Genomic DNA, 13,444 nt, shown 5'->3' with positions numbered 1-13,444 from the left:
GCGCACGCGGTACAAAATCACATTATAACCGCAGCTCCTGCCGGCCAGGCACCAGTTTAACCGACTTGCCGTTCCAGACAAAAGTCCCTGAAACACCTGCCGGAAGTTCAACAATGGCAGCTATCCCCTTTGCGCCCTTTCTTTTCAAGTCGACAGTAAGTTTTCCTGCCGGATGTGGCATTGTACCGCGCAAGGCGGTCAGGGGACCAGGAAAGGGCTCGATCCGCACTTCTTTGAACCCGGGTTTCGCAGGCATGATGCCGCACAGGGTGGCCAGGAAATCGTAATTCGGGCTGGCCGACCACGCATGACAGTCTGAACGCGTCGGATCCGGATTTTCGGCAAACGTGGTTAACCCGTTTTCCAGCATCCCCCGCCAGGGTGCCAGCTGCTCGTAGTAGTCGTTGCCATGTCCACTCATGATCAGTGCCCTGCCCAGATAAAAGCGGTAATAGAAGGTTGCCTGTGTCAGGCTGGGATCGTTCAGAACGCTTTGCAGCACGGTTTCGCGTTCCTTTTCAGGAATGGTGCCGGTCAGAATAGCCATGATACCGGCGTGCTGACTAAAGGTCTTTTTCCCCGGCGTGTTGGCCATCATCATGCGGGTTTGATCAAAGCAGTGCGCATACGTACCGGCTGTCAACTGATCGGCCAGCTGCGCAAACCGCCGGGACTCTTCTTTCCGGCCATAGCCTGCAAATAATGCTGCAGCCTGGCGCAGCGTATAGGCATACTGCAGCGTGATCACCGACGAATTTCCATCGGTCGCACCATCAGGAACACCATTGGGAAAAGCTTTGTTCCAATCTACGAAGTTCCACCACTTCATGGGGCCAAGCATGTTTTTATCGTTGTCTACATGCCCTGCATACCAATCCAGTACACCTGCAGCTCCGTCCAGGTAAGACCTGACGAAAGCTTCGTCGGGGCGGTGCATCCAGTAATCATACAGCATGGAGACCCAAAATAGCGAGAACGGCGGGATGACCTGGAGGCGGCTGCTCGGGTAGCGGCCCTGTGTCAGTCCTTCAGGCACCCTGGAATTGTAAAAATCGTTGATCGCTTTTCGCATCAGCCGGTCATCACCTGCATTGTACAACGAGATCAGCGCCTGTATGCGCGTGTCGCCTTCATATTGCAATTGTTCATAGTAAGGGCAATCGTAATACGTTTCTCCTGCACACAGCCGGGCGGTTCTCCACCCCGTATCCCAGATGGGCTGAAGGCTTGGGTCGCTGCTGGTAAAGGTGGCTTGCTGACGGAAAGGATAGCCCGTATACAAGCCATGCAGGTCTTCTAAAACCAGCGGCGATGCCCCGGTTTCGATGTCGAGTTGCAGGTACCGGTAGGTGCGAAACCATAGCGGACTGAACTCGCGGCTGTTTCCGCCGTCAGGCTGGAAAACATCGAACAGGCCGATAATCTCTTTCCCTTCAATGTCATTGCGGTTGCCTTTTTGCCGAGATTTGTCAAACAGTGCCTCGGCGTAGGTCAGCCTGATCCTGGCGCCCTTGCCGCCGCTGGTTTTCAGCACCGGATAGGCCGTCGTTTCAAAACCCTGGTCAATCAATATGCTGACCTTTTGATTGGCAGGAATACGCGTGGCTTTGCCCTGCAAGAATGCGCTCCCAGTCTCTTTCGCCCCTGTCGTGCGTCTTACGCTGGCCATGCGCTCCACCCGTTCCTCCATCATGGGGATCGATCTTGGTGTCAGCGTCCAGAGGTTATCGGTGCCATAACCGAGAAAAGCTACAGGCGTTCCAATGATGGCGGCCGCGGCCCAGCCTTTCTCTGCAAAACCGGGTTTTTCCCAACCCCAGGGGTATTGCGCGGCGTCGACATCATCGCCCGGACCCACCACGACATAACTGCGCAGCACGCTGCCCATGTTTGTGCCGCAGGGTGTGTAAGCCTTGTTGTGAAGAACTTTCCAGCTGGCGTCTGAGTTGACCTTTGCGCTGACCGCGTCGTCTCCCTGCAGCAAAAAGCCGGTTTGGTTTGAAACCTGGGCTACAGGTGCGTGCTCTGCCATATTCCAGACAACAGCCGCAATAACATTGTTCCCCTGGCGCAGGTAGGGCCGCAGGTCATAACTTTCGAAGTTCCAGTTATACAGGTCGCCGCGCGCAGGGCCCCGGCCAACGGCTGTTCCGTTCACAAATAGGCGGTAGCGGTTGTCTGCGGTCACATGAACCACAAAAGAGGCCGGCAGGCTTGCCAGGTCAAACTGCTTGCGGAAATGGTAAACGCCGTATGTCCGGCCGGGTACATCGGGACAGGTAATCCACCGGGCAGACCATTCGCCTTTACGCAAGTCGGCATTCAGCAGGACTTCCTGGGCAATTGCAGGAAGGAAAAACAACAACAAGAGGAGCGACAAGGCGGTTCTTACCGCAACAGGAGGGATTTTCATGGTTTGGTTCTGGTTATGCCGAAAATAAGATAAAAAATAAAAATGCCCCGGGCCTTTGCGATTTGATTTGTAACAATAGAACAGATCGTTACTTTTATTTCTCTCAAACCACTTACATGAAAAAAATAATATTTGCGCTTGCAGGCATGCTCTTAGCCGCTTCGCTGCAGGCCCAGCTGCGCCTGCCAGCCATGATCGGCTCAGGCATGGTGCTGCAGCAACAGGACTCGGTCAGGCTTTGGGGCTGGTCATCGCCCGGGCAGGAAGTAAGCGTAACGACCAGCTGGGACGGCCAGATCACAACAACCAAGGCCAATGACATGGCCACCTGGGAACTGAAGGTTCGCACGCCGCAGGCCGGGGGCCCATATACCATTGGCATCAATGCAGGCGAGAAAGCGGTACTCGAAGATGTGATGATCGGAGAAGTCTGGATTTGTTCGGGACAATCAAACATGGAATGGAGTTTTCTGAATGGCGAAAAAGATATTGCCGCAGACCTGGCCTTGCCCGTTAACAACAACATCCGGCTTTTTCACGTACCCAAAACCGCCTCAAAAACACCGCAGGACGACCTGAGGGCGCGTTGGACAACAGCAAACAGCGAGACCCTCCGCAGCTTCAGTGCGGTGGGTTACTTTTTCGGAAAGAAACTGCAAAACACCCTGAATGTACCCATCGGACTGATTAACGTAAGCTGGGGCGGCACACCCGCCGAAACCTGGACGCCCGCGCTGTTGGTAGACCAGGATCCCGAGCTGCGTAAGGCGGCAGCGGCGCTGGAAAGCAGCGCCTGGTGGCCAGTTGCACCGGGTGCAGCCTACAATGCCATGATCGCGCCCATGACCAGGGCCAGTATCGCGGGTGTGATCTGGTACCAGGGTGAGAGCAATGTAAAGACCTATGGGAGTTATCAAAAGCTCTTTACGTCTATGATCGATGCGTGGCGGCAGGCGTGGTCCAGGGAGTTTCCCTTTTACTTTGTGCAGATTGCACCGCATACCTACGAGAAACGTTACCAGGGTGCCCTGCTGCAGGAAGCGCAAACCAGGAGCATGGCGCATGCCCGTACCGGCATGGTGGTCACAACAGACCTGATCGACTCCGCTTCAAACATACACCCCTCACACAAACGGCCTGTCGGCGAGCGGCTCGCTGCCTGGGCCCTGGCCGATCATTACAATGTACCGGGGCTTACGTACAAAAGTCCGCAGGTAACGGCTGTTGCGGTCGCGGGCACGAAGATAAAGGTTAGCGTTGGCCACGCCGGCGGCGGTCTTGAGGCACGCAACGGTGCGCCAGCCGGCTTTATGGTCGGCGATGAGACCGGCAACTGGTACCCTGCAACGGCACGCCTGTCAAAAAACAGCATTGACGTATGGAGCAAAGACCTGAAGCGACCAAGGTACATTCGTTATGGTTTCAGCAATACCAAACCCGGAAACATTCAGAGCAAGGAAGGTTTACCGCTTATTCCCTTCAGAAGCGACAGCCAGGTCATTGTCGAAGAAAAAGACCGGTAACTGAATTTTAAAACCGGGTGTCCATGACCCTGCACCCGGTTAGTGTTACTGGCGGTTGCTGCTGAAGGAGTCGCGGAACATCTTCCAGCCTTCGGGCGTTTTTTTCCAGAGCACCAGAAACTTGCCGTCGTCAAATAACCTGCCCTTGCTGTCAAACGATTGCCAAAGTCCTTCTTCAGTTACAAACTCTTTGGCATCTCCGTAAACAGCGGTCGTGATGAACTTTCCGTTCCGGAGGCCAACCTGGTCATATGCCGCTCGGAAAAAGGCTGCCGGTGCCCCGGGCTTGCACATAGCTGGCATACCCGGCGCCATGATGCAGCAATCTTTTGCATACCGGTCAATAAAGATGGAAGAATCGTTTTTAGCGAACGATTCAAAATATAGGGCGTTGCTTGCCGCGATGGCTTTCTTCGCCTCTTCCAATGCCAGGTTCGGTTCAGCAGACACAGAAGCTCGGTCAGTGCAGGCGGTCTTGCTGTAAGAGAGTACAGCGATCAGGGCCACGGAACCGAGCAGCTTAAAACTGTAGCCGGCAAGTTGATGGGTTCTGTCTTTTTTCATGATGCATTTTTAGGTTATCGATTGAATTGATGAATCAAAAAAAGGCAATCGGCTGCACCGAAAATTGTAAAAAGACGAACAACCTGATTCAGGGTTACAAAATTTTGCTGATGGGCTTAAACCTTCTCAGCAACGCTGTCAGCACCCAGCTGCCCGCCAGCGATCCGGCCGAGACAAGGAAAAATTTGACCACCGAAGGTAAGGAAACACCCAGCAATGCATACTGCAGCCAGATGAGCAGCGGATAGTGGCATAGATAGATGCCGAACGCATTTGCGACGAGGCTACCCGACAACACTGCCGGCCGTTGTGCAAACCGCCTGAAAAGCCACATCAATACCAGGCAGCTGAACGGGCATATCGCTGTCAGGAGGAGTTCCAGCAATCCTGCACTGGCACGATCCGGCCCTGCACCCCAGCCGCGGTAGGTGAGTACTTCGAGCACGGTGAAAAACACCGGTGGAAGAGCAACGCATATGCCTGCCGGAAGGCCCGCGAGACGGTTGTCTTTAAATACGAGGGCTTGCCAGTCCATGCCGCCAAGGGCGGCGCCTGTCAGGAAATAAATTAAATAGAAGCCAACCCGGTTTACCTGGAAATCGAACGGGCCAAATCCTGTCCATGCATACCTGCCCAGCCACATACCGAGTGGAACCAGGCTGAGCAGGGTGAATAACCACCAGAGAAAAACGGTGTGTGCGGGCCGTCGCTGCAGGCCTGCATCCAGCCGCCGGAACAGCTTCAGCGGCAGCAGCAGGGCAAAGACATTAAATGCCAGCAGCAGCCAGATAAACCAGGGTGGACCAACCGGCCACTGCTGCCTGAAAATGTAGTCTAAAATGAACTGACCGGTATCTGGCTGGCCCCCGGCAAGAAACCAGGCGGGCAGGTAAGCAAAGGGAATCAGGAAAATTCTGCAAACAAAAACGGAATGGCGAGGCGTCTGAATCGCTCTTTCAGTAAACCGCGGGTGCCCCTGCGGAGGCGGGCGCTATGGAAAAACAACCCACTCAGGAGAAACATCAGCGGCATGAAAAACGTGTCGTTCGCCGCTACAAAAAAATCGAAAGCTCTCCACCGCGCCGAATCAACAACAGGATGGGTCGAGGCAATGTACAGATCGGGGTTAAACTGCGCAAAACAGGCATAGGCCATGGCAGCGTGGTGCAAAACGACCAGGATGGTTACAAAGGCACGAAGATGGTCGATCCAATGATCGCGAAGGGGCACATTAGTCATGCTGTACATGTTTCTGACCCCCGTCTGAAAGATGCTGTAAGATAGACAAAGTTGCACCAAATACCCCGGGTAAAAATTTCGGTGCGCAAGGCCCTCCTACCGGTTTTTTGTCTAGCTTTAGTTAACAAATGAACAAAACATGTCTTACAGAAAAATACTGATATTCTCAGCTGTGGCTGGTATGATTTTTACGATGAGCGGATTTATGCCAAAAGAGGAATCCGGATTTAAAAACCTGAAAGTACTGCCAAAGAACATCAGCAAAGAAAATCTCGGCCGGGTCATGGATGAGTTCAAGGTTGCCCTGGGTGTACGCTGCAGTTTCTGCCATGCGCCCTCAAAAACTGACCCGAAAAAAATGGATTTTGCGAGCGACGAAAACAAGCACAAAGACGTTGCGCGGAACATGATGCGCATGACGGCCAGGATCAACAAAAAATATTTCCATAAAGACCTTAAAGCCGGCGACCTGCCGCAGGTTACCTGCATGACCTGCCACAACGGGAAAAAAGAACCAGCGCGGCCAGGCGGTTCATAATCTTGCAGAGAATGGCTTTGCCATGCGGCATTTTACTTAAATCTTGCAATTTTCTTACAGAAAGCGCCCGGGTCACCTCGTCTTAAAAGCTATCTTTGCGCGTAACCACAAGACCTGGAAATGCGTTACAAGAGTATTGCGACTTTTTTCTGCCTGAAGACGGTCCTGCTTTTTGCAGTTATCCTGCTGGGCACCGGGGCTTCCCGGGCCAATGTAAGCCGGAAAACGTTTCCGCTTCTGCCCCCGGTAACTTCGGCCGATCAGTACGAAACCACGCACAGCTGGGACCATGGCCGGGAAATCATTCAGTGGTCCAAATCCCGGTTCAACCAGAAGCGTCCTGCCATCCGCCGAAAGGCGCAGCGGCTTATTGAAGGCGACGATAAATATGCGCCTGTTGCCAAAACGATCTGTTACAGCCATGCTGCGGTGCCGAACCTGGCAGGCAGTTACGAAGCGCCTTTCTTCCTTTCAGAACAACATTCTTTTCTTTATCGCCTGGCCATTTTCTAACCGCAACGGTTTGCGTTTACCATGCAGCCCGCGCTGCCGGCCTGCCGTGTTTCCTGAACCGGCAGCCGCATTCCCGTTAACACTTTTAGAAAATGAACCGGCACATTTTAGTGCCAAAAGCAAGATATTGATGAACAGATACCGGTTCGCCATCGTTGGTATGGCGGCATTTCTTGGGGCATGCGCTCCCAAAAGCACAGAAAAAAAGGAGACAGACCTTGCAGACATTCCCGTCGTGGTGCTGCATGAAACAGATACGGCGCTGAGTGTAAATTATGTTGCCGACATCCAGGCATCGAGAAATGTAGAGGTCCGCGCGCGCATGCAGGGTTTTGTAGAGCGCATTGCGGTCGATGAAGGGCAGAAAGTCAGGCAGGGACAGCTGCTTTTTAAAATGAGCGACAAGGAATTCCTGATCGACCTGAATAAGGCACAGGCCAGCCTGAGCAGTGCGCAGTCGGCAGTAAAAATTGCCGAAGTAGACCTGGAACGCATTAAAACACTTGTGCAGAAAAAGGTGATTTCGCCTTCCGAACTTCAGCTTGGCGAAGCACGGCTTAGCGAAGCGCGGGCCAAGGTCAGCGAAGCCCGGGCGCAGATCGACGACGCCAGACAACACCTTTCGTATACATCGGTCCGTGCACCTTTCGACGGCATCATTGACCGCATCCCCTTCAAATCGGGCAGCCTGGTCAGCGAGGGTTCTCTGCTCACAACCCTTTCAGACAATCGCAAAATGTACGCTTACTTCGACGTGTCTGAAAACGAATATCTCCAATTCGTTAAAAACGGCAAGGGCGGGTTCGAAGCCAACAAGGAAAGTACACTGGTACTGGCAGACGGTTCTGTTTACCCCCTGAAAGGCCGAATTGAAACCCAGGAATCCTCATTTTCTGATGGTACAGGTTCCATTGCCTTCCGTGCCGTGTTCCCAAACCCGGACCAGATCCTGAAACATGGTGCCTCAGGAAAAATACGCCTGCGTTCAGAACTGGGAACCAGTCTGCTGGTGCCACAAAAATCGGTCTTCGAGATCCAGGACAAGAACTATGTTTTCGTGGTGGGCAAAGACAACCGGGTAACGATGAAAAGTTTCGTACCGCAGATGCGGCTCGCGGAATATTTCGTGGTGCGGTCAGGATTAAAAGCCGGAGACAAAATCGTCTATGAAGGTGTACAGAACATTCGCGACGGCGCTAAAATAAACCCGGTTTCCCGTAACACAGAGAAACTGCTCGTCAACAACTAAGTCCAGATTTTTTACTTCATGGCGGCCCTGTTTGCGCAGGGCCTGCTATCCTATTATTCATCAACCATGGTTGAAACTTTTATCAGAAGGCCGGTTCTATCGCTGGTCATCTCGCTTGTTCTTGTGCTGCTCGGTGTGCTGGCCTTGTTCAGTTTGCCGATCACGCAATTTCCTGACATTGTTCCGCCCTCGGTGGTGGTTACCGCGAATTACAACGGCGCAAACGCAGAGGTTTGTTCAAAAGCCGTAGCCACACCGCTTGAGCGGGCCATCAATGGCGTTCCGGGCATGACGTACATGAATACCGTAAGCAGCAACAACGGGATAACGCTCGTCCAGGTATTTTTTAAGGTAGGCACCGATCCCGACCAGGCAGCTGTAAACGTACAGAACCGGGTAACGACCGTACTGGATGAGCTGCCCGAAGAAGTCATCAAAGCCGGCGTAACAACTGAAAAAGAGGTGAACAGCATGCTGCTTTACCTGAACATCACCAGTACCGACAAGGACATGAACGAGGAGTTCATTTACAATTTTGCCGACATCAACGTGTTACAGGAGTTGAAACGCATTGACGGCGTGGGCTTTGTCGACATTATGGGCGCCCGTGACTACTCCATGCGCGTCTGGCTGAAACCCGATCGCCTGCTTTCTTACAACATTTCAACAGACGAGGTGATCGATCGCCTGCGCAAGCAAAACATAGAGGCTGCACCCGGTGTGGCCGGAGAAAACTCGGGTAAGGGCAACGAAGTGAAGCAGTACGTATTGCGGTACGCAGGCAAGTTCAACGAAAAGGGAGCTTACGAAAACATCGTACTGAAAGCTGACGAGAGTGGTGCAATTATCCGCCTTAAAGACGTAGCAGATATTGAGTTTGGCACCGTCAGTTATGACATGGTTTCCAAAACTGACGGCAAACCCTCTGCCTCGATCATGATCAAACAACGCCCCGGTTCGAACGCCAGCGAGGTAATCGACAACATTAAGTCTAAGATGGCTGAACTGAAACAAAGCAGTTTCCCACCGGGCATGGAATACAATTATGCGTATGATGTATCCCGCTTTCTGGATGCAAGTATTGATGAGGTCATGCGCACCCTGATCGAAGCCTTTATTCTCGTTTTCATTGTCGTATTCATCTTTCTGCAAGACTTTCGCAGCACGCTGATCCCGGCCCTGGCCGTGCCGGTTGCCCTGATCAGCACACTGGCGTTTCTACAGGTCCTGGGCTTTTCGATCAACATTCTGACCTTGTTTGCGCTGGTACTGGCCATTGGTATTGTTGTCGATAATGCCATTGTTGTGGTCGAAGCAGTACACGTTAAGATGACCGAAGAGCACCTGCCGCCCATGGAGGCGACGGTGGCCGCCATGAAAGAAATCAGCGGTGCTATTGTTGCCATTACGCTGGTCATGTCTGCGGTATTTGTACCGGTGGCCTTTCTTTCAGGCCCCGTCGGTGTTTTCTACCGGCAGTTCTCCTTAACCCTGGCCATCTCGATCGTGATTTCCGGCATCAATGCGCTGACATTGACACCGGCCCTGTGCGCGCTTATGCTGCGGCACAACACTGCTCAGAAGAAGAACCTGCTGGGGCGCTTCTTTGGCGTCTTTAATAAAGGTTATGACAAGACAGAAAAAAAATTCAGTCGACTTACCGGCATGATCGTGCGGCGTAAACCGGTTACCCTGGCCCTGCTCGTATTCTTCTTCCTGGCCACCTGGCTGGGCAGCAGCATGCTCCCTTCGGGTTTTATTCCAACCGAAGACCAGGGGATGATCTATGTGAACGTAACCACCCCACCCGGATCTACAGTCGAGCGCACTGAAAAAGTACTGGACCGCATCCAGCAGGCAGCCTCCTCACTTGGTCCGGTTGAGAACATCAGTACCCTGGCCGGCTATAGCCTGATGAGCGACATTACCGGCGCTTCTTACGGCATGGCTATGATCAACCTGGCTGGTTGGGACGACCGCAAAGAAAGTGTTGATGAACTGATCGCCAGTCTCAGGCAGCAGACCCGTGGAATCAGTGATGCTTCTATCGAGTTTTTTTCGCCGCCAACCGTACCAGGCTTTGGCAATGCGAGTGGTTTCGAATTGCGCCTGCTCGATAAAAACAAGAGTGAGGATCTTGGCAAGACTGCCGGCGTAGCCAATGACTTCCTGGCCGAACTGCGAAAAAATCCGGCCATAGCCGGTGCTTTTACCAGCTTTGACCCTAATTTCCCGCAATACATGATCCACATTGACCAGGATATGGCGGCTAAAAAAGGCGTATCTATTGATCATGCGATGAGTACCCTTCAGACCCTTGTTGGCAGTTATTATGCAACCAACTTCATCCGCTTCGGACAAATGTACAAGGTGATGTTGCAGGCCTATCCGCAGTACCGCGGTAAACCCGGCGACCTGCTCCAGCTTTATGTGAAGAACGACCGCGGCCAGATGATCCCTTACTCGAGTTTCATCAGCCTGGAACGGGTATATGGCCCCGAACAGATTAACCGCTACAACATGTATACCTCAGCCATGATCAATGGTGACGCCGCCGCAGGATTCAGCAGTGCAGATGCCATTGCCGCCGTTGAGGAGACTGCGAAAGAGAAACTTCCGCGTGGCTTCAGTATTGAATGGTCAGGGATGACACGCGAGCAGATCCTGTCGGGCAACCAGGCGGTGTATATTTTCATCGTCTGCCTGGTATTTGTTTACCTGTTGCTTGCTGCACAGTACGAGAGTTTTTTGTTGCCCTTACCGGTCTTACTCTCGCTTCCGGCGGGCATAGCGGGCGCGTTTTTTACGTTGAAGGCTGCAGGCCTTGAAAACAACATTTATGCCCAGGTTGCGCTGGTTATGCTCATCGGCCTGCTGGGCAAAAATGCCATCCTGATCATTGAGTTTGCCGAGCTGAAACGAAAGGCGGGAATGGCAGTTGCTGACGCCGCCAGGGCGGGCGCGGTTTCGAGGCTGAGGCCCATTCTGATGACCTCTTTCGCCTTCGTTGCCGGACTGATCCCCCTCTGTATTGCAACCGGCGCCGGCGCCGTGGGCAACCGTTCAATCGGCACAGCCTCTGTAGGCGGCATGCTGATCGGCACACTGTTCGGCGTGATCCTCATACCCGGCCTTTATGCGCTTTTCGCTCCGAGCAAGAAAAAAAATAATGCAGTCCAACCACCTCAACACACACAAGCATGAACAGGAAACAACTGACTTACCTGAGCCTTCCCTTTTTTGCCTGCCTGGTCCTGAACGGCTGCTCCCTGCCGGGGAAGGTCGCAGAACCGCAGCTGGCCAAAATGCCTCAAACCTTTAATGGCAGGCCTTCGGCCGATGTGCCGGAACTGAAATGGGAGACCATATTCAACGAACCCCAATTAAAACACCTCATTGATACGGCCCTCCAAAACAATTATGACCTGAAAACCGGCATGCAACGGGTACTGGTTGCGGGGGCACAGCTGCGCTTAAGTAAAGGTGCCTTGCTGCCCGGACTACACGCGCAGGCAAGCGGTGGCCTGGACCGCTATGGGAATTATACCATGAATGGCGTGGGTAACTACGACACCAATTTTTCACCCAATATCGACAACAACAGGCGGATCCCATATCCCGCAACACCCGATTATTTTGCCGGCTTTCGCAGTTCCTGGGAGCTGGATATCTGGGGCAAACTTTCAAAACGCAGGGAAGCGGCCTACAACCGCCTGCTGGCCAGCAAGCAAGGGGTCCAGTGGTTCCGTACGCAGCTCATCAGCGAAGTAGCCGGCCGGTATTTCGACCTGGCTGCGCTTGACAAGCAGGCAGAGATCCTGACGCACAACGTCGCCCTGCAGCAGAAGGCCGTAGAAATTGTAGAGGCGCAACTGGCAGGCGGCCGTGCCACGTCCCTTGCGGTTAAACAGTTCCGCGCACAACTGCTGGCTACCCAGGGGCGCGCTTATGAGATTCGTCAGACCGTTACCCGCACAGAGAACGAATTGAATAACCTGCTGGGCCGCTACCCTGAAGCCATTCAGCGCGACACTGGCTTTATCAGCCAGGCCGTTCCACGAAAGTTGTTTGCCGGCGTCCCGGCGCAGGTGGTACTTGCTCGTCCAGATGTACGGCAGGCAGAATTTGAACTAAAAGCTGCGCGCGCCGATGTTTCGGCTGCAAGGAAAGCGCTGCTGCCCAGCCTGACGCTCGATGCCTATGCCGGCTACAACTCCTTTAAGCTGCCCCTGCTGTTTTCTCCAGGATCGCTGGCGGCCGGCTTTCTAGGCGGGCTTACCGCTCCGGTCTTTAACCGGGGTGTACTAAAAAACGGCAAGCACATTGCCGACGCTGAACAAATGCAGGCATTTTACAATTACCAGCGGCAGATTATAAACGCCTACCAGGAGGTATCGACCCAACTGACCGCTATGGACAATTTGCAGAAAGCCTATGAACTAAAAACTGCAGAAGTAAAAGAGTTGAACGAAGCTTTAGCTACGGCAAATGACCTTTACCTGGCAGGTTATGCCAGTTACCTGGAGGTCATCGTAGCCCAGGGCAGCGTGCTGAATGCAGAAATGGAGCAGGTAAACATCAAAAGACAGTCTTTCGGCGCCATGATTGCACTTTACCGTGCGCTGGGCGGCTAGCGGGTATCGGTTTTTCGTTGTTCGCAGCCCGCTACTCAATACGAGTCCTGCAAAGTTGGTAACTTTTGTAAAGTTACCAACTTTAAGTTAAAAAAACAAAGCATAAAGAAATTAATTACCAAATCGGCTTCGTAAAACTACTCCGAAGAGGGAGAAAACTATATACTGCCCTGAAATTGCTTGCAAAAGGCGATTCCCGGAAACGTCCGCGGCCCTCGATACCTGAGGAAACATGGATCAGGCAGTCTTTTTCCACAAAAAAGTAGTCGTAAGTGAATTGCCGGCGGGCCGTATTGACTTGTTGTATAACAAGTTGTTTGCCCTGCACGCGGTAGTACCCCTGGAAAAGTGTTCTTCGCCGCAACGCTTCGTTGTTAAACCTGGATATTATGCTGTCTGGATGGGCAGCATGATCAATACCCAGTATCATATTCACCTGTCCGCCGTCATAGAACTTATACAGCCGGTTCTCTGCGGCGCCCTTGTCGACACCAGCCTCGGCCTGAAGCATGTAAACGCCATCGGAACGCGGCAGGGATCCCATGCCATGCGCAGGGGCTTTGCTGTAAAAAGGGTAATCGGCCTGCTGGTAAAAACGCCTGTTTACACAACTTGTTAACACCGATAGGAGCAGCAAACCTATGGCATACCATTTTATCATGATGACAAGATACACATTGAAAATGTAACAGCGCATTGAGCGTCGCGGCTGAACGCGAAAGGCCAGGCTATTGCCACCCACTTCATGAACTTTATCTTGCGGAAGGAGCG

The 13,444-nt window shown here is 52.9% G+C and carries 11 protein-coding genes; 6 read left to right on the top strand and 5 right to left on the bottom strand.

The window, feature by feature from the left end; translation table 11 throughout:
* Positions 1–22 precede the first annotated feature (22 nt).
* Positions 23–2,413 (bottom strand): alpha-L-rhamnosidase-related protein, encoded by a 2,391-nt coding sequence (locus C7T94_RS04305; RefSeq protein WP_107213926.1) that lies wholly within the window; start codon positions 2,411–2,413, stop codon positions 23–25.
* A 116-nt stretch (positions 2,414–2,529) separates the two neighbouring features.
* Here C7T94_RS04305 and C7T94_RS04300 point away from each other — a divergent pair, with 116 nt between their 5' ends.
* On the top strand, positions 2,530–3,936 hold the full coding sequence (locus tag C7T94_RS04300; protein ID WP_107213924.1) for a sialate O-acetylesterase: 1,407 nt from the start codon (positions 2,530–2,532) through the stop codon (positions 3,934–3,936).
* A 45-nt stretch (positions 3,937–3,981) separates the two neighbouring features.
* Here C7T94_RS04300 and C7T94_RS04295 read toward each other — a convergent pair whose 3' ends face one another.
* The 3 genes from C7T94_RS04295 to C7T94_RS19665 form a co-directional block, all read right to left on the bottom strand.
* Complete coding sequence (locus tag C7T94_RS04295) at positions 3,982–4,500, bottom strand: YybH family protein (RefSeq protein ID WP_204353203.1); 519 nt, start codon at positions 4,498–4,500, stop codon at positions 3,982–3,984.
* Positions 4,501–4,594: 94 nt separating this feature from the next.
* Complete coding sequence (locus C7T94_RS04290; RefSeq protein ID WP_262503097.1) at positions 4,595–5,389, bottom strand: acyltransferase family protein; 795 nt, start codon at positions 5,387–5,389, stop codon at positions 4,595–4,597.
* Between the two features lie 14 nt (positions 5,390–5,403).
* Positions 5,404–5,739 (bottom strand): acyltransferase family protein, encoded by a 336-nt coding sequence (locus C7T94_RS19665; RefSeq protein WP_162618540.1) that lies wholly within the window; start codon positions 5,737–5,739, stop codon positions 5,404–5,406.
* 139 nt (positions 5,740–5,878) lie between these two features.
* Between C7T94_RS19665 and C7T94_RS04280 the strand changes: the two genes are divergently transcribed.
* The 5 genes from C7T94_RS04280 (at position 5,879) to C7T94_RS19605 (ending at position 12,673) form a co-directional block, all read left to right on the top strand.
* Complete coding sequence (locus tag C7T94_RS04280) at positions 5,879–6,277, top strand: c-type cytochrome (RefSeq protein ID WP_107213918.1); 399 nt, start codon at positions 5,879–5,881, stop codon at positions 6,275–6,277.
* Between the two features lie 120 nt (positions 6,278–6,397).
* Positions 6,398–6,790, top strand: coding sequence for a hypothetical protein (locus C7T94_RS04275; RefSeq protein ID WP_107213916.1), 393 nt, complete (start codon positions 6,398–6,400; stop codon positions 6,788–6,790).
* Positions 6,791–6,920: 130 nt separating this feature from the next.
* Positions 6,921–8,039 (top strand): efflux RND transporter periplasmic adaptor subunit, encoded by a 1,119-nt coding sequence (locus C7T94_RS04270; RefSeq protein WP_107214667.1) that lies wholly within the window; start codon positions 6,921–6,923, stop codon positions 8,037–8,039.
* A gap of 66 nt (positions 8,040–8,105) precedes the next feature.
* Positions 8,106–11,243, top strand: a complete 3,138-nt coding sequence (locus tag C7T94_RS04265; RefSeq protein WP_107214666.1) for an efflux RND transporter permease subunit — start codon at positions 8,106–8,108, stop codon at positions 11,241–11,243.
* Positions 11,240–12,673: an efflux transporter outer membrane subunit gene (locus C7T94_RS19605; RefSeq protein ID WP_107213914.1), complete on the top strand. Its 1,434-nt coding sequence runs from the start codon at positions 11,240–11,242 to the stop codon at positions 12,671–12,673. The genes C7T94_RS04265 and C7T94_RS19605 overlap by 4 nt, the downstream gene beginning before the upstream one ends.
* Before the next feature lie 115 nt (positions 12,674–12,788).
* Here C7T94_RS19605 and C7T94_RS04255 read toward each other — a convergent pair whose 3' ends face one another.
* Positions 12,789–13,334 carry a hypothetical protein gene (locus C7T94_RS04255; protein ID WP_162618539.1) on the bottom strand — a complete coding sequence of 182 codons (546 nt, stop codon included), beginning with the start codon at positions 13,332–13,334 and terminating at the stop codon, positions 12,789–12,791.
* Positions 13,335–13,444 lie beyond the last annotated feature (110 nt).

The organism is Pedobacter yulinensis, from assembly GCF_003029735.1.
Taxonomy (GTDB): Bacteria; Bacteroidota; Bacteroidia; order Sphingobacteriales; family Sphingobacteriaceae; genus Pedobacter; species Pedobacter yulinensis.
Note: the sequence above shows the minus strand (reverse complement) of the source record. Positions and strands in the feature narration are given on the sequence as shown.

Excerpts from the sequence above, each read along its gene's own strand:
- C7T94_RS04300 (WP_107213924.1), top strand. The coding sequence starts at position 2,530 with ATGAAAAAAATAATATTTGCGCTTGCAGGCATGCTCTTAGCCGCTTCG.
- C7T94_RS04295 (WP_204353203.1), bottom strand. The coding sequence starts at position 4,500 with ATGAAAAAAGACAGAACCCATCAACTTGCCGGCTACAGTTTTAAGCTG.
- C7T94_RS04280 (WP_107213918.1), top strand. The coding sequence starts at position 5,879 with ATGTCTTACAGAAAAATACTGATATTCTCAGCTGTGGCTGGTATGATT.
- C7T94_RS04305 (WP_107213926.1), bottom strand. The coding sequence starts at position 2,413 with ATGAAAATCCCTCCTGTTGCGGTAAGAACCGCCTTGTCGCTCCTCTTG.
- C7T94_RS04270 (WP_107214667.1), top strand. The coding sequence starts at position 6,921 with ATGAACAGATACCGGTTCGCCATCGTTGGTATGGCGGCATTTCTTGGG.
- C7T94_RS04275 (WP_107213916.1), top strand. The coding sequence starts at position 6,398 with ATGCGTTACAAGAGTATTGCGACTTTTTTCTGCCTGAAGACGGTCCTG.
- C7T94_RS19605 (WP_107213914.1), top strand. The coding sequence starts at position 11,240 with ATGAACAGGAAACAACTGACTTACCTGAGCCTTCCCTTTTTTGCCTGC.
- C7T94_RS04255 (WP_162618539.1), bottom strand. The coding sequence starts at position 13,334 with ATGATAAAATGGTATGCCATAGGTTTGCTGCTCCTATCGGTGTTAACA.
- C7T94_RS19665 (WP_162618540.1), bottom strand. The coding sequence starts at position 5,739 with ATGACTAATGTGCCCCTTCGCGATCATTGGATCGACCATCTTCGTGCC.
- C7T94_RS04265 (WP_107214666.1), top strand. The coding sequence starts at position 8,106 with ATGGTTGAAACTTTTATCAGAAGGCCGGTTCTATCGCTGGTCATCTCG.